The organism is Pantoea deleyi (assembly GCF_022647325.1).
Lineage (GTDB): Bacteria > Pseudomonadota > Gammaproteobacteria > Enterobacterales > Enterobacteriaceae > Pantoea > Pantoea deleyi.
The window spans coordinates 456560-473725 of sequence record NZ_CP071405.1 but is presented as its reverse complement, the minus strand read 5'-3'; the positions used below and the strand labels follow the sequence as shown (position 1 = coordinate 473725).

Here is a 17166-nt window from a genome sequence, read left to right as displayed (position 1 = left end):
GATTATCCGGTTCAGGCTGAAAATTGTCTCTCAAAAACGCCTCTGGCGTTGTAAGGTTAAGCCTCACGGGTCATTAGTACCGGTTAGCTCAACGCATCGCTGCGCTTACACACCCGGCCTATCAACGTCGTCGTCTTCAACGTCCCTTCAGGACTCTCAAGGAGTCAGGGAGAACTCATCTCGGGGCAAGTTTCGTGCTTAGATGCTTTCAGCACTTATCTTTTCCGCACTTAGCTACCGGGCAGTGCCATTGGCATGACAACCCGAACACCAGTGGTGCGTTCACTCCGGTCCTCTCGTACTAGGAGCAACCCCCCTCAATTCTCCAGCGCCCACGGCAGATAGGGACCGAACTGTCTCACGACGTTCTAAACCCAGCTCGCGTACCACTTTAAACGGCGAACAGCCGTACCCTTGGGACCTACTTCAGCCCCAGGATGTGATGAGCCGACATCGAGGTGCCAAACACCGCCGTCGATATGAACTCTTGGGCGGTATCAGCCTGTTATCCCCGGAGTACCTTTTATCCGTTGAGCGATGGCCCTTCCATTCAGAACCACCGGATCACTATGACCTGCTTTCGCACCTGCTCGAGCCGTCACTCTCGCAGTCAAGCCAGCTTATGCCATTGCACTAACCTCACGATGTCCGACCGTGATTAGCTGACCTTCGTGCTCCTCCGTTACTCTTTAGGAGGAGACCGCCCCAGTCAAACTACCCACCAGACACTGTCCGCACCCCGGATTACGGGGCCACGTTAGAACATCAAACATTAAAGGGTGGTATTTCAAGGATGGCTCCACGCAGACTGGCGTCCGCGCTTCAAAGCCTCCCACCTATCCTACACATCAAGGCTCAATGTTCAGTGTCAAGCTGTAGTAAAGGTTCACGGGGTCTTTCCGTCTTGCCGCGGGTACACTGCATCTTCACAGCGAGTTCAATTTCACTGAGTCTCGGGTGGAGACAGCCTGGCCATCATTACGCCATTCGTGCAGGTCGGAACTTACCCGACAAGGAATTTCGCTACCTTAGGACCGTTATAGTTACGGCCGCCGTTTACCGGGGCTTCGATCAAGAGCTTCTCCTTACGGATAACCCCATCAATTAACCTTCCGGCACCGGGCAGGCGTCACACCGTATACGTCCACTTTCGTGTTTGCACAGTGCTGTGTTTTTAATAAACAGTTGCAGCCAGCTGGTATCTTCGACTGGCTTCAGCTCCGGGAGCAAGTCCCTTCACCTACGCGCCAGCGTGCCTTCTCCCGAAGTTACGGCACCATTTTGCCTAGTTCCTTCACCCGAGTTCTCTCAAGCGCCTTGGTATTCTCTACCTGACCACCTGTGTCGGTTTGGGGTACGATTCTGTGTTACCTGATGCTTAGAGGCTTTTCCTGGAAGCAGGGCATTTATCACTTCAGCACCGTAGTGCCTCGTCGTCACGCCTCAGCGTTAAAAGAGTCCGGATTTACCTGGACCCTCCGCCTACACGCTTAAACCGGGACAACCGTCGCCCGGCTGATATAGCCTTCTCCGTCCCCCCTTCGCAGTAACACCGAGTACAGGAATATTAACCTGTTTCCCATCGACTACGCCTTTCGGCCTCGCCTTAGGGGTCGACTCACCCTGCTCCGATTAACGTTGAACAGGAACCCTTGGTCTTCCGGCGAGCGGGCTTTTCACCCGCTTTATCGTTACTTATGTCAGCATTCGCACTTCTGATACCTCCAGCATGCCTCACAGCACACCTTCGACGGCTTACAGAACGCTCCCCTACCCAGCAACGCATACGCGCCGCTGCCGCAGCTTCGGTGCATGGTTTAGCCCCGTTACATCTTCCGCGCAGGCCGACTCGACCAGTGAGCTATTACGCTTTCTTTAAATGATGGCTGCTTCTAAGCCAACATCCTGGCTGTCTGTGCCTTCCCACATCGTTTCCCACTTAACCATGACTTTGGGACCTTAGCTGGCGGTCTGGGTTGTTTCCCTCTTCACGACGGACGTTAGCACCCGCCGTGTGTCTCCCGTGATAACATTCTCCGGTATTCGCAGTTTGCATCGGGTTGGTAAGCCGGGATGGCCCCCTAGCCGAAACAGTGCTCTACCCCCGGAGATGAGTTCACGAGGCGCTACCTAAATAGCTTTCGGGGAGAACCAGCTATCTCCCGGTTTGATTGGCCTTTCACCCCCAGCCACAGGTCATCCGCTAATTTTTCAACATTAGTCGGTTCGGTCCTCCAGTTAGTGTTACCCAACCTTCAACCTGCCCATGGCTAGATCACCGGGTTTCGGGTCTATACCCTGCAACTTAACGCCCAGTTAAGACTCGGTTTCCCTGCGGCTCCCCTATACGGTTAACCTTGCTACAGAATATAAGTCGCTGACCCATTATACAAAAGGTACGCAGTCACCCCATAAAAGAGGCTCCCACTGCTTGTACGTACACGGTTTCAGGTTCTGTTTCACTCCCCTCGCCGGGGTTCTTTTCGCCTTTCCCTCACGGTACTGGTTCACTATCGGTCAGTCAGGAGTATTTAGCCTTGGAGGATGGTCCCCCCATATTCAGACAGGATACCACGTGTCCCGCCTTACTCATCGAGCTCACAGACCGTGTGTTTTTGTGTACGGGAGTATCACCCTGTACCCTGCGACTTTCCAGACGCTTCCACTAACACACAGGCTGATTCAGGCTCTGGGCTGCTCCCCGTTCGCTCGCCGCTACTGGGGGAATCTCGGTTGATTTCTTTTCCTCGGGGTACTTAGATGTTTCAGTTCCCCCGGTTCGCCTTGCAGCACTATGTATTCATGCTGCAATGATGCACAGAGTGCACCGGGTTTCCCCATTCGGACATCGACGGCTGTAGCGGTTCATATCACCTTACCGTCGCTTTACGCAGATTAGCACGTCCTTCATCGCCTCTGACTGCCTGGGCATCCACCGTGTACGCTTAGTCGCTTAACCTCACAACCCACAGGCGTTTTTCACGCTGCGGACTGCAAGCATTGAGAGACCCGACCGTATCGCCCTGTCACCCCTTATTACGGAGGGATGACGCGCTACGTCGTTTCAATTTTCAGCTTGTTCCGGATTGTTAAAGAGCAAATATCTCAAACGCGTCTCCGCCGCTTACGCAGCCGAACCGGTTTTGAGATACTGTGGAGACACCTTTCACCTGTCACCAAGCAGGTGGCGTCCCCTAGGGGATTCGAACCCCTGTTGCCGCCGTGAAAGGGCGGAGTCCTAACCGCTAGACGAAGGGGACACGATAGTGTCACGACTTCGCAGCCGTCCTGCTCATTACTTTTTATCAGACAATCTGTGTGAGCACTGCGCGGGAAGGTATCTTAAGGTAAGGAGGTGATCCAACCGCAGGTTCCCCTACGGTTACCTTGTTACGACTTCACCCCAGTCATGAATCACAAAGTGGTAAGCGCCCTCCCGAAGGTTAAGCTACCTACTTCTTTTGCAACCCACTCCCATGGTGTGACGGGCGGTGTGTACAAGGCCCGGGAACGTATTCACCGTGGCATTCTGATCCACGATTACTAGCGATTCCGACTTCACGGAGTCGAGTTGCAGACTCCGATCCGGACTACGACGCACTTTGTGAGGTCCGCTTGCTCTCGCGAGGTCGCTTCTCTTTGTATGCGCCATTGTAGCACGTGTGTAGCCCTACTCGTAAGGGCCATGATGACTTGACGTCATCCCCACCTTCCTCCGGTTTATCACCGGCAGTCTCCTTTGAGTTCCCGACCGAATCGCTGGCAACAAAGGATAAGGGTTGCGCTCGTTGCGGGACTTAACCCAACATTTCACAACACGAGCTGACGACAGCCATGCAGCACCTGTCTCAGCGTTCCCGAAGGCACCGGGGCATCTCTGCCCCGTTCGCTGGATGTCAAGAGTAGGTAAGGTTCTTCGCGTTGCATCGAATTAAACCACATGCTCCACCGCTTGTGCGGGCCCCCGTCAATTCATTTGAGTTTTAACCTTGCGGCCGTACTCCCCAGGCGGTCGACTTAACGCGTTAGCTCCGGAAGCCACTCCTCAAGGGAACAACCTCCAAGTCGACATCGTTTACGGCGTGGACTACCAGGGTATCTAATCCTGTTTGCTCCCCACGCTTTCGCACCTGAGCGTCAGTCTTCGTCCAGGGGGCCGCCTTCGCCACCGGTATTCCTCCAGATCTCTACGCATTTCACCGCTACACCTGGAATTCTACCCCCCTCTACGAGACTCAAGCCTGCCAGTTTCAAATGCAGTTCCCAGGTTAAGCCCGGGGATTTCACATCTGACTTAACAGACCGCCTGCGTGCGCTTTACGCCCAGTAATTCCGATTAACGCTTGCACCCTCCGTATTACCGCGGCTGCTGGCACGGAGTTAGCCGGTGCTTCTTCTGCGGGTAACGTCAATCGGCGCGGTTATTAACCGCACCGCCTTCCTCCCCGCTGAAAGTACTTTACAACCCGAAGGCCTTCTTCATACACGCGGCATGGCTGCATCAGGCTTGCGCCCATTGTGCAATATTCCCCACTGCTGCCTCCCGTAGGAGTCTGGACCGTGTCTCAGTTCCAGTGTGGCTGGTCATCCTCTCAGACCAGCTAGGGATCGTCGCCTAGGTGGGCCATTACCCCGCCTACTAGCTAATCCCATCTGGGTTCATCCGATAGTGAGAGGCCCGAAGGTCCCCCTCTTTGGTCTTGCGACGTTATGCGGTATTAGCCACCGTTTCCAGTGGTTATCCCCCTCTATCGGGCAGATCCCCAGACATTACTCACCCGTCCGCCACTCGTCACCCGAGAGCAAGCTCTCTGTGCTACCGTCCGACTTGCATGTGTTAGGCCTGCCGCCAGCGTTCAATCTGAGCCATGATCAAACTCTTCAATTTAAAGTTTGATTTGCCGGAACAAGTCCAGCGATGCTCATCTGTAAAACGTCATAATGAATTTCATTATGTGTTCACTCGTGAGGCTTAATATTTTTTGCGTCCGGAGACGCTGATATCAATCCTGCGAGTGCCCACACAGATTGTCTGATAAATTGTTAAAGAGCAGTGCGAACAGTGCGTTAGCGTCCTGTCGCGAGGTGGCGTATATTACGCTTTCCTCCTTCAGAGTCAACCTCTTTTTTCAGAAGTTTTCTCCGGCGGCGCAGTCTCCTGTGCCTCTCAGCCCGTTTCCCGTTGCCGGTGTGCCGTGTTGATGGAGGCGCATTATAGGGATCCCGTTTCAGAGCACAACCCTTTTTTTGGATCTTTTTTCTGAATGGTTATAAATGATCCAGATTGATGAGATCGCCAGCGATCCAGGCCAGAATGGGCTTGTCAGCTGGTTGAAATCGCATCAGGCTGAACTGTAAACACGATAAAGGAGAACATAATGAGTTCCGCTCTACGTCCCTATAAACATCTTTTTCCGCAAACCGGTCAGCGCGTCATGGTGGATCCCAGCAGTGTCGTCGTCGGCGATGTGATTATGGAGGATGACGTCAGCATCTGGCCGCTGGTTGCTATCCGGGGTGATGTGAATCAGGTGCGCATTGGCGCCCGCACCAATGTCCAGGATGGCAGTGTTCTGCATGTGACGCACAAATCCGCATCTAATCCACAGGGCTTCCCGCTGATTATTGGCGAGGATGTCACGGTCGGACATAAAGCCATGCTTCACGGCTGCACCATTGGGAATCGTGTGCTGGTTGGTATGGGATCGATTCTGCTCGATGGCGTGATAGTAGAAGAAGAGGTGATGATTGGCGCGGGCAGTCTGGTGCCGCCGGGTAAAAGACTGGAGAGCGGCTATCTCTATCTGGGGAGTCCGGTCAGACAGATCAGGCCGCTGAATGAGAGTGAGAAAGAAGGTTTACGCTATTCCGCTAACAACTACGTTACCTGGAAGGATGACTACCTGGCTGGCGATAACCAGATCCAGCCCTGATCATCAATACGATCCTGACGTATTGCCGCTTCGGCTTCATCTTCCAGATCCCAGCGATGGTGCTGAAACAGCGCCATCGCCTCCCCTTCACCAAAACGCGCCACCAGCGCCGCAGCGCCGATGGCACAGTTCAGCCGCATGCCGTTTACCAGCACCGGGAAACAGACAGCATTCCGTTCCGCGTTATAGGTTTCCTCATCCGGAAACTGGATAGCCTGATTCACGGTTGCATGGCCTGCTTAAGCTGAACGATGACCGGCGCAATTTCCGGCATCACACCGTGCCACAGATAGAAGGCATGGGCGGCCTGGCCAACCAGCATGCCCACGCCATCGGCAAGATGCTGCGCGCCGTGCGCCTGGCACCAGTGCAAAAACGGCGTCAGCCCGCTTTGATAGAACATGTCATAGCAGCGCACCCCGGGATGGATGAGTTCCGCAGGTAAAGGCGGTGTCTTCCCCTCTACGCCGCTTGAGGTGGCATTAATGATTAAGTCGAAGTGCTGATCTGCTAACTGGTCGAAATCAGAGGCGCGGAGGGTGCCATGCTTATTGAACAGGCTGACCAGCTCTTCTGCCCGCGCGGCGGTGCGGTTGACCACCGTCAGTGTGACCCCTGATGAAAGCAGCGGCAGGATGACTCCACGCGCCGCGCCGCCGGCGCCCACCAGCAATACCTTGTCACCGGCAGTGATCATCCCCAGCCGTTCAAGATCGCTTAGCAGGCCAATACCATCCGTATTGTCGCCCTGGATTAGCCCATCGCTGAGTTTCTTCACCGTATTTACCGCGCCGGATAGCGCGGCACGTTCAGTGAGCCGATCGGCAAATTCAAATGCCTGCTGTTTGAAAGGCAACGTCACGTTGGCACCACGTCCGCCCTGTTCAAAAAAAGCCGTCAGCGCCTGAGGAAATCCCTCCATCGGCGCGCAGATACGGCCATAGCGGTGTTCGATGCCCGTCTGTTCAGCGAAAGCCTGATGGATCAGCGGAGATTTACTGTGGTTGATCGGATTACCGAAAACGGCGAAGTGGTCCATACATTAACCCTGACGTATAAGTTCGCCGCTGATGACATCGCGGATTTCGGAAGGATTGAGTCGTCCACCTGTCTTTCCAGACAGCACCGGGAAATGCTCGCCAAACTGGCGCTTCACCTCTTCTGCCGTGCGGCAGGGAGGCAGACCGGTCAGATTTGCGCTGGTCGATACCAGCGGTTTGCCGAATGCCCGGCAAATCGCCTGCACATCCGGATGGTCGCTGACACGGATCGCCAGTGAATCAAACTGTCCGGTAAGCCAGCGCGGCGTCTGAGGCGGAACGGGGACAACGAACGTGACCGGGCCAGGCCAGCATGCAAACATCCGTTCCCGCTGGGTTACAGAGAGTTCGCGCGCGGAGATGTAAGGCTCCAGCTGGCTGTAGTCAGCCGCGATCAGAATCAGCCCCTTCTCTACCGGACGCTGTTTCAGCGCCAGCAGAGCCATAACGGCGGATTCACTGTCAGGGTCACAGCCCAGACCAAATACGGCTTCAGTGGGATAGGCGATGACCGCCTGTCGATTCAGCTGCTCTAAGCAGGTTTCAAGCGAATCGGCGAGGTGTTGATTTTCCATGAACGATCAATTCTCTTCAGTAATGGCTTTGCCACAACGCTTACTGGCGCAGAAGCGTTTCACGCCCTGCGCCGTCTTTTTCTCAACTAACAGCGGATACTGGCAATAAGGACAGACTCCGGCAACGGGGGTCAGGTTTACGACAAACTGGCAGGCCGGATAGCGATCGCAGGAGTGAAACGTTTTGCCATAGCGGGAGCGGCGCTGAACCAGGTGGCCTTCATGACACTGCGGACAGGCCAGCGTGGTTTCATCCGGCTTGTCGATGGTTTCCGTATATCCGCATTCCGGATAGTGGCTGCAGCCAATGAACATGCCAAAACGCCCCTGCCGCAGCACTTTATCTGCGCCGCATTCAGGACAGGGATGCCCTTCCAGCACTTTGACCACATGGCCATCGGCCTGACTTTTTAAAGGACGAATGTAGTCGCACGCCGGATAGTTCGCACAGCCCAGGAAAGGACCATGTTTACCGGAGCGGATAACCAGTTCTGCCCCGCAAGCGGGGCAGGGATCCTGTTTAGGCACCGTGAAAAGTGCAGCTTTACTCATAGCGATCAATGCATGAAAGGAAATTTAGTGCAGCATACCGTCATTGACGTCGAATAACAGTTCTTCCATCTGCTGATAGGCGTTCTCACATCCCGGGATGTTGAACAGCACCATCAGCACCACCCATTTCAGATCTTCCAGGTCGAACTCTGAAGTGTCCAGCGCCATGACGCGTTCGATAACCATTTCACGGGTTTCCAGATTCAGCACCTGAATCTGCTCCAGGAAGAGCAGGAAACCGCGGCTGTCGGCATCTAAACGCTTGCTCTCTTCATCAGTGTAGATGCGCATAGAGAGCGGATCATTCGTCATTAAAACTGGCGCCACCAGTCCTTCCTGGTAATCCGCCAGTCTTTCCAGCCAGTTCAGCGCACTGTAGATATCTTCACGATGGAACCCGGCATCCGTCAGGTCGTCTGTCAATCTGTCCTGATCAACACCCATTTCTGCTTCGTTGTGGATATATGTTTCAAACAAATACATCAGTACGTCGAACATGGCATGCCCTCCTCAATCGGACATAGCCGCCGGGTACAGCTGCGATCCATCCTGCTAACTCCAGTTCCAGCAACTGAGCTGAGATAACTGGCACAGATTGGCCGGCACGTTCAGCGACAACGTCAACAGGTGTAACCTCATCACCTACGTTAGCCAACACATCAGCAAATGGCAATGGAGCAGCGTCACTCATCTCAGAATAAATTTCACTGGTCTGGATCTGCGGCAGCCAGTTAAGTGCGCTGGCCAGGTCTTCCAGGATGTTATTGGGGTGGGCCACCAGTAGCGCTCCCTGCTGGATCAGCCAGTTTACGCCTTCACTGAGCGGGTTGCCGAGCGCGCCCGGCAACGCGTAGACGTTGCGGTTCTGCTCCAGCGCATAACGGGCCGTCACCAGCGAGCCACTCCTGAGCGTTGCTTCTGCCACCAGCACGCCATGACTCAGGCCACTGATGATGCGATTACGGCGCGGGAAGTGATGCGGATGCGGGAGCGCCGTCAGCGGAAACTCTGAGACGACAGCCCCGCCCTGCTCAACAATCTCAGCGGCCAGCCGGGCATGATTTTTGGGATAGAGCCGCTGCAGGCCACTGCCTAACACCGCCACCGTTTTTCCGCCCGCGCTCAGCGCGGCCCGATGGGCCACACCATCGATCCCCCGCGCCAGCCCGCTGGTGATAGTCAGACCGCTGAGCGACAGGTGCCGGGTAAACCAGTCACACCAGTACCGGCCATTCTGAGACCCGTTCCGGCTCCCCACCACAGCTAGCTGAGGCGTACTCAGCGCGCCAGGATCACCATTAATATAAAGCAGCGGCGGAAAGTGACGGGTTTCTCTGAGACGAAGAGGATAGGCCGGGTCCAGCGCACTCACCAGATGATGGGACGGGCTCTGTGCCAGCCAGGTGCAGACCCCGGCAATCGTCTGTTCGCTGACGCCATCATATTGACGGCGCTGATTCGTATCTAACCCAGCCCGAATCAGAGGCGCAGGGTCTGCTGCACCGGCTTCGGTTTTCTGCACCGCATCAACCCAGCGTTTCCCTGTCATTCCACTCACGGCCGCCAGCCGCATATAGTGCGCTAATCTCTCCATCTTCGGCTCCCTGAACACCCCGGCTTCCTGCCGCACAATGCTGTCAATCAGGTCCCGAAAAGTCTACAATATGGGGTAGTAATCTTTTCATAACCGAATACAGATCTGGATATTTATGTCAGTTTTGCAGGTATTACATTTCCCTGACGAGCGCCTGCGCAAAGTCGCCGCGCCCGTTAAAGAAGTTAACGCAGACATTCAGCGTATCGTTGATGATATGTTCGATACGATGTATGCCGAAGAAGGTATTGGTCTGGCGGCAACGCAGGTCGATATTCATCAGCGCATTATCGTGATTGATGTCTCTGAAAGTCGCGAAGAGCGTTTAGTGCTGATCAACCCTGAGCTGCTGGAAAAAAGCGGTGAAACCGGTATCGAAGAGGGTTGCCTCTCTATTCCGGAACAGCGTGCTTTTGTTCCGCGCGCCGAGCGGGTGAAGGTCCGTGCGCTGGATCGCGACGGTAAAAGTTTCGAACTGGAAGCCAGCGAGTTACTGGCTATCTGTATCCAGCATGAGATCGATCATCTGGAAGGCAAGCTGTTTATCGATTATCTGTCGCCGCTGAAGCGTCAACGGATCAAAACGAAGTTAGAGAAGCTGGCGCGTCAGAACGCCCAGGCTTCCTGAGACCTTAAGAAGGGATAAACGTGTCTGCCCCGCTAAAAATCATCTTTGCCGGCACACCTGACTTTGCAGCGCGTCATCTTGACGCGCTGCTTGCTTCTGAACATCAGGTTATCGGCGTATTCACCCAGCCCGACCGCCCTGCGGGTCGCGGTAACAAATTAACGCCTGGCCCGGTCAAAACGCTGGCCCTCGCGCATGACATTCCGGTCTTTCAGCCTAAATCTCTGCGACCTGAAGAGAATCAGCAGCTGGTCGCTGATCTGCAGGCCGATGTGATGGTGGTCGTGGCCTATGGCCTGATTCTGCCGAAAGCCGTGCTTGATATGCCCCGCCTGGGCTGTATCAACGTGCATGGCTCGCTGCTGCCTCGCTGGCGCGGCGCGGCGCCGATTCAGCGCGCGCTCTGGGCGGGCGACAGCGAAACCGGCGTGACCATCATGCAGATGGATGTGGGTCTGGATACCGGCGATATGCTCTATAAACTTGCCTGTCCGATTACCGCTCAGGACACCAGCGCCACGCTCTATGATCGGCTGGCCGGACTCGGGCCGCAGGGGTTGCTGGAGACGCTGACCTTACTGAATACGCAGCAGGCTTCCCCGGAGAAGCAGGATGAGGCGCAGGTCAGCTACGCGGAAAAGCTCAGCAAAGAAGAGGCCCGTCTGGACTGGACCCTCTCTGCAGAGCAGCTTGAACGCTGTATTCGCGCGTTTAATCCCTGGCCGATGAGCTTCTTTACTGTCGGCGATCAACCGGTAAAAGTCTGGCAGGCAAGCGTTCTGCCGCACGTCGACCGTTCGCCAGGCGAAATCATCAGTGCCGATAAGCATGGCATCCGGATCGCGACGACGCAGGGTGTTCTGAACCTGCTGCAGTTACAGCCTGCCGGTAAAAAACCGATGTCGGCTCAGGATCTTCTCAACTCGCGCCGGGAATGGTTTGAACCTGGAACCCTTCTGGACTGACTCTCTGGCCCGGTGACTCGCCGGGCTTTTTGTTTGATGACAAAACCCTATGACGAAATCAATTAACCTGCGTAGCCTCTCCGCTCAACTCATTGAGCGCGTCGTCGACAAAGGTGAATCCCTGAATACCGCCCTGCCTGCCGCCCAGAAAAAACTCTCCGATAAAGACAGTGCCCTGGTGCAGGAGATCTGTTTCGGCGTCCTGCGCACCTTGCCGCAGCTGGAAGCCCTGATCGGCAAACTGATGGAACGCCCGCTGACCGGTAAACAGCGGGTTCTGCACTATCTGATCATGGTCGGGCTGTATCAGCTGGAGTATACCCGTGTCCCTGCCCATGCCGCACTGGCAGAAACCGTGGCGGGTGCCGAGGCCCTGAAGCGTACCAGTCTGAAAGGCGTGCTGAATGGCGTACTGCGCCAGTTCCAGCGCCAGCGGGAAACGCTGCTGGCCAGCATTCAGGAAGGCCCGCAGCGCTATCTGCATCCGGGCTGGCTGCTGAAACGCCTGCAGCACGCCTGGCCGACGCAGTGGCAGCAGATTGTGGAGGCGAATAATCAGCGTCCGCCGATGTGGCTGCGTGTCAACCGTCAGCACCAGGATCGCGACGCCTGGCTCGCGTTGCTGGCCGAAAGCGGCCGCAGTGCGCAGCCCGCTGACGACGTGCCGGATGCGCTGCGGCTCGATGCCCCGGCGCCGGTCAGCCAGTTACCCGGCTTCGGACAGGGCTGGGTGACCGTGCAGGATCTATCTGCGCAGCGCTGCGCCCAGCTGCTTGAGCCGCGGAATGGCGAACAGATTCTGGATTTGTGCGCGGCGCCCGGCGGTAAAACCACCCATATTCTTGAAATCGCGCCCAAAGCCAGCGTGCTGGCGGTCGACGTGGATGCGCAGCGCCTGAAGCGGGTTCATGAGAATCTGACACGACTGGGCATGAACGCCGAGGTGAAACAGGGTGACGGACGGACGCCACAACAGTGGTGCGGCGATCGTCAGTTTGATCGTATCCTGCTGGATGCCCCCTGCTCCGCTACCGGCGTTATCCGCCGTCATCCCGACATCAAATGGCTGCGCCGGGATCGGGATATCGCCGAGCTGGCCGCGCTTCAGCGCGAAATTCTGGACGCTATCTGGCCCCATCTGAAACCTGGCGGTACGCTAATCTATGCCACCTGTTCTATCCTGCCCGAAGAGAATCATCAGCAGATAGACGCTTTTCTCCAGCGTCAGCCTGATGCCCGGGCCGAACCGCTGCAGGGTGCGCCCGCGAACGGGCTACAGGTTTTCCCACAGGCCGAAGGCGGAGATGGTTTCTTCTACGCGAAGCTGATAAAGAAATCGGGTACAAACTGAGATGAGTATTGATAAGCGATGAAAATAATCATTCTGGGTGCAGGACAGGTTGGCGGCACGCTGGCAGAAAATCTGGTGGGCGAGAATAACGATATCACGGTGGTTGATACCGACGCGTCGCGCCTGCGCCATCTGCAGGATAAGTTCGATCTTCGCGTGGTGCAGGGTCATGGTTCCCATCCACGCATCCTGCGTGAGGCAGGCGCCGAAGATGCCGACATGCTGGTTGCCGTCACAAACTCCGACGAAACCAACATGATTGCCTGTCAGATCGCCTATTCGCTTTTCAATACGCCTAATCGTATCGCCCGTATTCGCGCTGCCGACTATCTGCGTGACGCAGATAAGCTGTTTATCCCTGAAGCGGTGCCTATCGATCATCTGATCTCACCTGAGCAGCTGGTGATCGAAAATATCTATCGTCTGATCCAGTATCCCGGCGCACTGCAGGTGGTAAACTTTGCGGAGGGGAAAGTCAGCCTGGCCGTGGTCAAGGCTTACTATGGCGGACCGCTGGTCGGCAATCCGCTGTCGATCATGCGTGAACATATGCCGCATATTGATACGCGCGTCGCCGCTATCTTCCGTCAGGATCGCCCTATCCGCCCGCAGGGCTCTACCATCGTCGAAGCCGGCGATGAGATCTTCTTCATCGCGGCCAGCCAGAACATTCGTGCGGTGATGAGTGAAATGCAGCGGCTGGAGAAACCCTACAAGCGCATTATGCTGGTCGGTGGCGGCAATATCGGGTTTGGTCTGGCGCAGCGACTGGAAAAACACTACAGCGTGAAGCTGATTGAACGGAACCCTCAGCGGGCCGCCGAGCTGGCAGAACATCTGCAGGACACGGTGGTCTTCTATGGCGACGCGTCAGATCAGGAGCTGCTGGCAGAAGAGCATGTCGAACAGGTCGATCTCTTTATCGCCGTCACCAATGATGATGAAGCCAATATTATGTCAGCGATGCTGGCGAAGAAGATGGGCGCGAAGAAGGTGATGGTGCTGATTCAGCGCCGCGCCTATGTCGATCTGGTTCAGGGCAGCGTGATTGATATTGCGATTTCACCTCAGCAGGCGACCATTTCTGCCCTGCTGGGACATGTGCGCAAAGCCGATATCGTGGGTGTCTCTTCATTACGACGCGGTATCGCAGAGGCGATCGAAGCAATAGCGCATGGCGATGAATCGACTTCACGCGTAGTGGGTCGCTCAATTGATGATATCAAGCTGCCGCCGGGCACCATTATCGGCGCGGTGGTTCGCGGCGACGACGTGATGATCGCCAACGATAACCTGCGCATCGAACAGGGCGACCATGTCATCATGTTCCTGACCGACAAAAAATTTGTCTCCGATGTGGAACGCCTGTTCCAGCCCAGTCCGTTCTTCCTCTGACTTTCATCAGTACAGGCTCACCCAATCAGCGGTAACTAAAACTGCCGCTTAATTCGCTGTGCAGATGGCAAAACCAGTCAGGTTTGTTAGACTTTATGACATTGGCTTGGGCAAGGAGATAAGTATGAGTTTAATCAAAGAGTTTCGTGAGTTTGCAATGCGCGGCAATGTGATAGATCTGGCCGTCGGTGTCATCATTGGTGCGGCTTTCGGTAAGATCGTTTCATCACTGGTCGCCAACATCATCATGCCGCCGCTGGGCTTACTGATTGGTGGGGTCGATTTTAAATCTTTCCAGTGGGTGCTTAAGCCTGCAACCGGCGACGCGCCAGCCGTGGTCATGCAGTATGGTATCTTCCTGCAGACGATCTTCGATTTTGTGATCATCGCGTTTGCGATCTTTATGGCTATCAAACTGATGAACCGTCTGTATAAGAAAAAAGAAGTTGAGAAGCCGGTTGCTAAGCCGTCGAATGAAGAAGTGCTGCTGACTGAAATCCGCGACCTGCTGAAACAGCAGAATACCCGCGTATAGTCTCTGAGCCGTCAGAACTTATCTGACGCTTTTAGCAGAAGGGCAGTGATAAGACGCTTTCTTATCACTGCCCTCCCATCCATTCCCCTTGTTGTGTTTTTCCTTCCGCTTAAAACTTCCTTTACCCTTTTGCTTCTGCTCCACGCGCTGCCTGAAGAGCGGGTCGTGTAACAGAGCCTGAATTGCGTTATCGCGAATCTGCCCTTTGGTATGCTGATATTTACTCATGACGCCTCCTGTTGAGATAGAGTGATACTTTATGCTTTTGCAGCAAAATAACAATACGCTTATTTATCCTGTGCCCCGCCGCGCTCCAGCGCTTCCAGAATTGAGCACGAAACGCTACTGTGACTGTCACCGCAGCAGGCATCGGAAAGGTGCCGAAGCGAACGCTGCATCGTTTCTAATTCTGCGATCATTTCAGCCACTTCACTGAGCCGCTTTTCGACGATCGCTTTCGACTCCTGACAGGTATGATGCGCGGGATCGACCCGGATCGAGAGAAGCTCTCTGATGGCTTCCAGGCTGAACCCCAGTTTGCGGCCATAGCGGATAAACTTCAGACGCTGAAGGTCGCCCTCGTTGTAGAGCCGAAAACCGCCCTCCGTCCGGCCATCATGATCCATCATCTGCTGCTTTTCATAGAAGCGGATGGTGTCTGGCGTGACCTCAGCCAGCTTCGCTAACTGCCCGATGCGAAACATTTACTCCTCCTCGCGGAAACGCTGCTCAATCGCCGTGGAATAGGATCCGTGCAGAAAATCAGTACTCATGCCCGCCTGACGCAGTCTCAGCTCCAGTATCTGCAGCCGATGACAGTGATCCTGATAGTGACGATCGTCCGGATCGAGCTGACGGATCAGATCGTTCACCTCCACGGCCTCGCGTCTCAGCTCAAGCTCGGGCGGCAGAAAGCCTGCATTTTTCAGTAACCGGTAGCCCGCTCTTAATTCTGGCGGAACATGACTGTCATCATCCAGCTGCAGCGGCTTACCGGCGCCGGGAAGATTACTCAGCTCGCCTTTTTGCAGTGCTGCTCTGATATGCTGTTCAGCAAGTTCGTCAACCAGCCACATAGCCGACTCCTCTGAAGTTAATTGCGCTGCTTCTAAAATAGTAAATTTCAGGCAATAAAAAACCCGCCGAAGCGGGTTTTTTACGTTGCTGCAGATTACTCTGCGGCTGCTTCTGCTTGAGCTTCTGGACGATCAACCAGCTCGATGTAAGCCATCGGAGCGTTGTCACCAGCACGGAAGCCACACTTCAGAATGCGAGTGTAACCACCGGCACGGCTCGCGAAACGCGGGCCCAGCTCGTTAAACAGTTTTGCCACGATCTCGTTATCACGAGTACGGGCGAATGCCAGACGACGATTAGCTACGCTGTCGGTCTTGGCAAGAGTAATCAGCGGCTCAACTACGCGACGCAGTTCTTTGGCTTTCGGCAGAGTCGTTTTGATGATCTCGTGACGAACCAGAGAACCGGCCATGTTGCGGAACATAGCCTGACGATGGCTGCTGTTGCGGTTCAGTTGACGACCACTCTTACGATGGCGCATGACCTTATCCTTCTCAGTGAAACCTTAACCTGTGATCTGATTATTCATCAGCAATGCTTGCTGGCGGCCAGTTCTCAAGGCGCATGCCCAGAGAAAGACCACGCGAAGCCAGCACATCTTTAATCTCAGTAAGAGATTTTTTACCAAGGTTAGGCGTTTTAAGCAGCTCAACCTCGGTACGCTGTACCAGATCACCGATGTAGTGGATAGCTTCTGCCTTGAGGCAGTTAGCAGAGCGGACAGTCAATTCCAGATCGTCAACAGGGCGCAGCAGGATCGGATCGAATTCTGGTTTCTCTTCTTTCACTTCCGGCTGACGTACATCACGTAAGTCAACGAAAGCTTCAAGTTGTTCTGCCAGAATGGTTGCCGCACGACGAATCGCCTCTTCAGGATCGATTGTGCCGTTGGTTTCCATTTCGATGACCAGCTTGTCCAGGTCGGTGCGCTGCTCAACACGTGCTGCTTCAACATTGTAGGCGATACGGTCTACAGGGCTGTAGCAAGCGTCAACGAGCAGACGGCCGATTGGGCGCTCATCTTCTTCCGAATGAATTCGGGCAGAAGCCGGTACATAGCCACGACCACGCTGAACTTTGATACGCATGCTGATAGCAGCGTTCTCATCGGTCAGATGGCAAATGACATGCTGAGGCTTGACGATTTCGACATCACCATCATGGGTAATGTCGGCTGCAGTCACAGGGCCAATGCCAGATTTATTCAGGGTCAGAATAACTTCATCTTTACCCTGAACTCTTACCGCCAGCCCTTTCAGGTTGAGCAGGATTTCCAGGATATCTTCCTGTACGCCCTCTTTGGTGCTGTACTCATGAAGTACACCATCAATTTCAACCTCGGTCACCGCGCAACCCGGCATGGATGAAAGCAGAATACGGCGCAGTGCGTTACCAAGAGTATGGCCAAAGCCACGCTCTAAAGGCTCAAGGGTCACCTTGGCGTGCGTCGAACTCACTTGCTCGATATCTACCAGGCGCGGTTTTAGAAACTCTGTCACAGAACCCTGCATTGTGTCCTCT

Annotated in this window: 17 protein-coding genes, 1 tRNA gene and 2 rRNA genes; 6 read left to right on the top strand and 14 right to left on the bottom strand. The window is 55.0% G+C overall.

What is annotated here, in order from left to right; translation table 11 throughout:
• Positions 1-52 precede the first annotated feature (52 nt).
• The 3 genes from J1C59_RS02280 to J1C59_RS02270 form a co-directional block, all read right to left on the bottom strand.
• A 23S ribosomal RNA gene (locus J1C59_RS02280) occupies positions 53-2959 on the bottom strand.
• Positions 2960-3185: 226 nt separating this feature from the next.
• Positions 3186-3260, bottom strand: a tRNA-Glu gene (locus J1C59_RS02275).
• An 88-nt stretch (positions 3261-3348) separates the two neighbouring features.
• Positions 3349-4888, bottom strand: a 16S ribosomal RNA gene (locus tag J1C59_RS02270).
• The 16S and 23S rRNA genes sit together here with 1 tRNA gene alongside, the layout of an rRNA operon.
• A gap of 490 nt (positions 4889-5378) precedes the next feature.
• Between J1C59_RS02270 and J1C59_RS02265 the strand changes: the two genes are divergently transcribed.
• The gene (locus tag J1C59_RS02265) at positions 5379-5933 is read left to right on the top strand and encodes a gamma carbonic anhydrase family protein (RefSeq protein WP_128085591.1); all 555 of its coding nucleotides are present in this window, start codon (positions 5379-5381) and stop codon (positions 5931-5933) included.
• Here the strand turns inward: J1C59_RS02265 and J1C59_RS02260 are convergent.
• From J1C59_RS02260 to dprA, 6 genes are read right to left on the bottom strand one after another with little or no spacing between them, the layout of a single operon-like run.
• A complete protein-coding gene (locus J1C59_RS02260; RefSeq protein ID WP_128085590.1) occupies positions 5900-6157 on the bottom strand; it encodes a DUF1488 family protein in 258 nt (85 codons plus the stop codon). The genes J1C59_RS02265 and J1C59_RS02260 overlap by 34 nt on opposite strands.
• Entirely contained in the window at positions 6154-6972 is an 819-nt protein-coding gene (gene aroE, locus J1C59_RS02255; protein ID WP_128085589.1) for a shikimate dehydrogenase, read from the bottom strand. The genes J1C59_RS02260 and aroE overlap by 4 nt, the downstream gene beginning before the upstream one ends.
• Before the next feature lie 3 nt (positions 6973-6975).
• A complete protein-coding gene (tsaC, locus tag J1C59_RS02250; protein ID WP_128085588.1) occupies positions 6976-7548 on the bottom strand; it encodes an L-threonylcarbamoyladenylate synthase type 1 TsaC in 573 nt (190 codons plus the stop codon).
• Between the two features lie 6 nt (positions 7549-7554).
• Entirely contained in the window at positions 7555-8100 is a 546-nt protein-coding gene (locus J1C59_RS02245) for a DNA topoisomerase family protein (RefSeq protein WP_128085587.1), read from the bottom strand.
• A 24-nt stretch (positions 8101-8124) separates the two neighbouring features.
• Positions 8125-8598 carry a DUF494 family protein Smg gene (gene smg / locus J1C59_RS02240; RefSeq protein ID WP_128085586.1) on the bottom strand — a complete coding sequence of 158 codons (474 nt, stop codon included), beginning with the start codon at positions 8596-8598 and terminating at the stop codon, positions 8125-8127.
• Complete coding sequence (gene dprA / locus J1C59_RS02235; protein ID WP_140917333.1) at positions 8570-9694, bottom strand: DNA-protecting protein DprA; 1125 nt, start codon at positions 9692-9694, stop codon at positions 8570-8572. Before dprA ends, smg begins: the two co-directional genes overlap by 29 nt.
• 115 nt (positions 9695-9809) lie before the next feature.
• On the opposite strand from dprA, the gene def reads away from it, so the two are divergent.
• The 5 genes from def (at position 9810) to mscL (ending at position 14568) form a co-directional block, all read left to right on the top strand.
• Positions 9810-10322, top strand: coding sequence for a peptide deformylase (gene def / locus J1C59_RS02230; protein WP_111140918.1), 513 nt, complete (start codon positions 9810-9812; stop codon positions 10320-10322).
• A gap of 20 nt (positions 10323-10342) precedes the next feature.
• The gene (gene fmt / locus J1C59_RS02225; RefSeq protein ID WP_128085584.1) at positions 10343-11287 is read left to right on the top strand and encodes a methionyl-tRNA formyltransferase; all 945 of its coding nucleotides are present in this window, start codon (positions 10343-10345) and stop codon (positions 11285-11287) included.
• A gap of 49 nt (positions 11288-11336) precedes the next feature.
• A complete protein-coding gene (gene rsmB, locus J1C59_RS02220; protein WP_128085583.1) occupies positions 11337-12638 on the top strand; it encodes a 16S rRNA (cytosine(967)-C(5))-methyltransferase RsmB in 1302 nt (433 codons plus the stop codon).
• Positions 12639-12656: 18 nt separating this feature from the next.
• Positions 12657-14033, top strand: coding sequence for a Trk system potassium transporter TrkA (gene trkA / locus J1C59_RS02215; RefSeq protein ID WP_111140921.1), 1377 nt, complete (start codon positions 12657-12659; stop codon positions 14031-14033).
• A 124-nt stretch (positions 14034-14157) separates the two neighbouring features.
• Complete coding sequence (gene mscL, locus J1C59_RS02210; RefSeq protein ID WP_111140922.1) at positions 14158-14568, top strand: large-conductance mechanosensitive channel protein MscL; 411 nt, start codon at positions 14158-14160, stop codon at positions 14566-14568.
• A gap of 18 nt (positions 14569-14586) precedes the next feature.
• Here mscL and J1C59_RS02205 read toward each other — a convergent pair whose 3' ends face one another.
• From J1C59_RS02205 to J1C59_RS02185, 5 genes are all read right to left on the bottom strand, one after another.
• Positions 14587-14796 (bottom strand): alternative ribosome-rescue factor A, encoded by a 210-nt coding sequence (locus J1C59_RS02205; protein ID WP_128085582.1) that lies wholly within the window; start codon positions 14794-14796, stop codon positions 14587-14589.
• A 59-nt stretch (positions 14797-14855) separates the two neighbouring features.
• Positions 14856-15272 (bottom strand): Zn(2+)-responsive transcriptional regulator, encoded by a 417-nt coding sequence (gene zntR, locus J1C59_RS02200; protein WP_128085581.1) that lies wholly within the window; start codon positions 15270-15272, stop codon positions 14856-14858.
• A complete protein-coding gene (locus J1C59_RS02195) occupies positions 15273-15644 on the bottom strand; it encodes a DnaJ family domain-containing protein (protein WP_128085580.1) in 372 nt (123 codons plus the stop codon).
• 95 nt (positions 15645-15739) lie between these two features.
• Complete coding sequence (gene rplQ / locus J1C59_RS02190) at positions 15740-16126, bottom strand: 50S ribosomal protein L17 (RefSeq protein ID WP_003850180.1); 387 nt, start codon at positions 16124-16126, stop codon at positions 15740-15742.
• A gap of 40 nt (positions 16127-16166) precedes the next feature.
• Positions 16167-17156 carry a DNA-directed RNA polymerase subunit alpha gene (locus tag J1C59_RS02185; RefSeq protein WP_003850179.1) on the bottom strand — a complete coding sequence of 330 codons (990 nt, stop codon included), beginning with the start codon at positions 17154-17156 and terminating at the stop codon, positions 16167-16169.
• Between the last annotated feature and the right edge of the window lie 10 nt (positions 17157-17166).

Excerpts from the sequence above, each read along its gene's own strand:
- J1C59_RS02265 (WP_128085591.1), top strand. The coding sequence starts at position 5,379 with ATGAGTTCCGCTCTACGTCCCTATAAACATCTTTTTCCGCAAACCGGT.
- aroE (WP_128085589.1), bottom strand. The coding sequence starts at position 6,972 with ATGGACCACTTCGCCGTTTTCGGTAATCCGATCAACCACAGTAAATCT.
- tsaC (WP_128085588.1), bottom strand. The coding sequence starts at position 7,548 with ATGGAAAATCAACACCTCGCCGATTCGCTTGAAACCTGCTTAGAGCAG.
- J1C59_RS02245 (WP_128085587.1), bottom strand. The coding sequence starts at position 8,100 with ATGAGTAAAGCTGCACTTTTCACGGTGCCTAAACAGGATCCCTGCCCC.
- smg (WP_128085586.1), bottom strand. The coding sequence starts at position 8,598 with ATGTTCGACGTACTGATGTATTTGTTTGAAACATATATCCACAACGAA.
- dprA (WP_140917333.1), bottom strand. The coding sequence starts at position 9,694 with ATGGAGAGATTAGCGCACTATATGCGGCTGGCGGCCGTGAGTGGAATG.
- def (WP_111140918.1), top strand. The coding sequence starts at position 9,810 with ATGTCAGTTTTGCAGGTATTACATTTCCCTGACGAGCGCCTGCGCAAA.
- rsmB (WP_128085583.1), top strand. The coding sequence starts at position 11,337 with ATGACGAAATCAATTAACCTGCGTAGCCTCTCCGCTCAACTCATTGAG.
- trkA (WP_111140921.1), top strand. The coding sequence starts at position 12,657 with ATGAAAATAATCATTCTGGGTGCAGGACAGGTTGGCGGCACGCTGGCA.
- mscL (WP_111140922.1), top strand. The coding sequence starts at position 14,158 with ATGAGTTTAATCAAAGAGTTTCGTGAGTTTGCAATGCGCGGCAATGTG.
- J1C59_RS02205 (WP_128085582.1), bottom strand. The coding sequence starts at position 14,796 with ATGAGTAAATATCAGCATACCAAAGGGCAGATTCGCGATAACGCAATT.
- zntR (WP_128085581.1), bottom strand. The coding sequence starts at position 15,272 with ATGTTTCGCATCGGGCAGTTAGCGAAGCTGGCTGAGGTCACGCCAGAC.
- J1C59_RS02195 (WP_128085580.1), bottom strand. The coding sequence starts at position 15,644 with ATGTGGCTGGTTGACGAACTTGCTGAACAGCATATCAGAGCAGCACTG.
- rplQ (WP_003850180.1), bottom strand. The coding sequence starts at position 16,126 with ATGCGCCATCGTAAGAGTGGTCGTCAACTGAACCGCAACAGCAGCCAT.
- J1C59_RS02185 (WP_003850179.1), bottom strand. The coding sequence starts at position 17,156 with ATGCAGGGTTCTGTGACAGAGTTTCTAAAACCGCGCCTGGTAGATATC.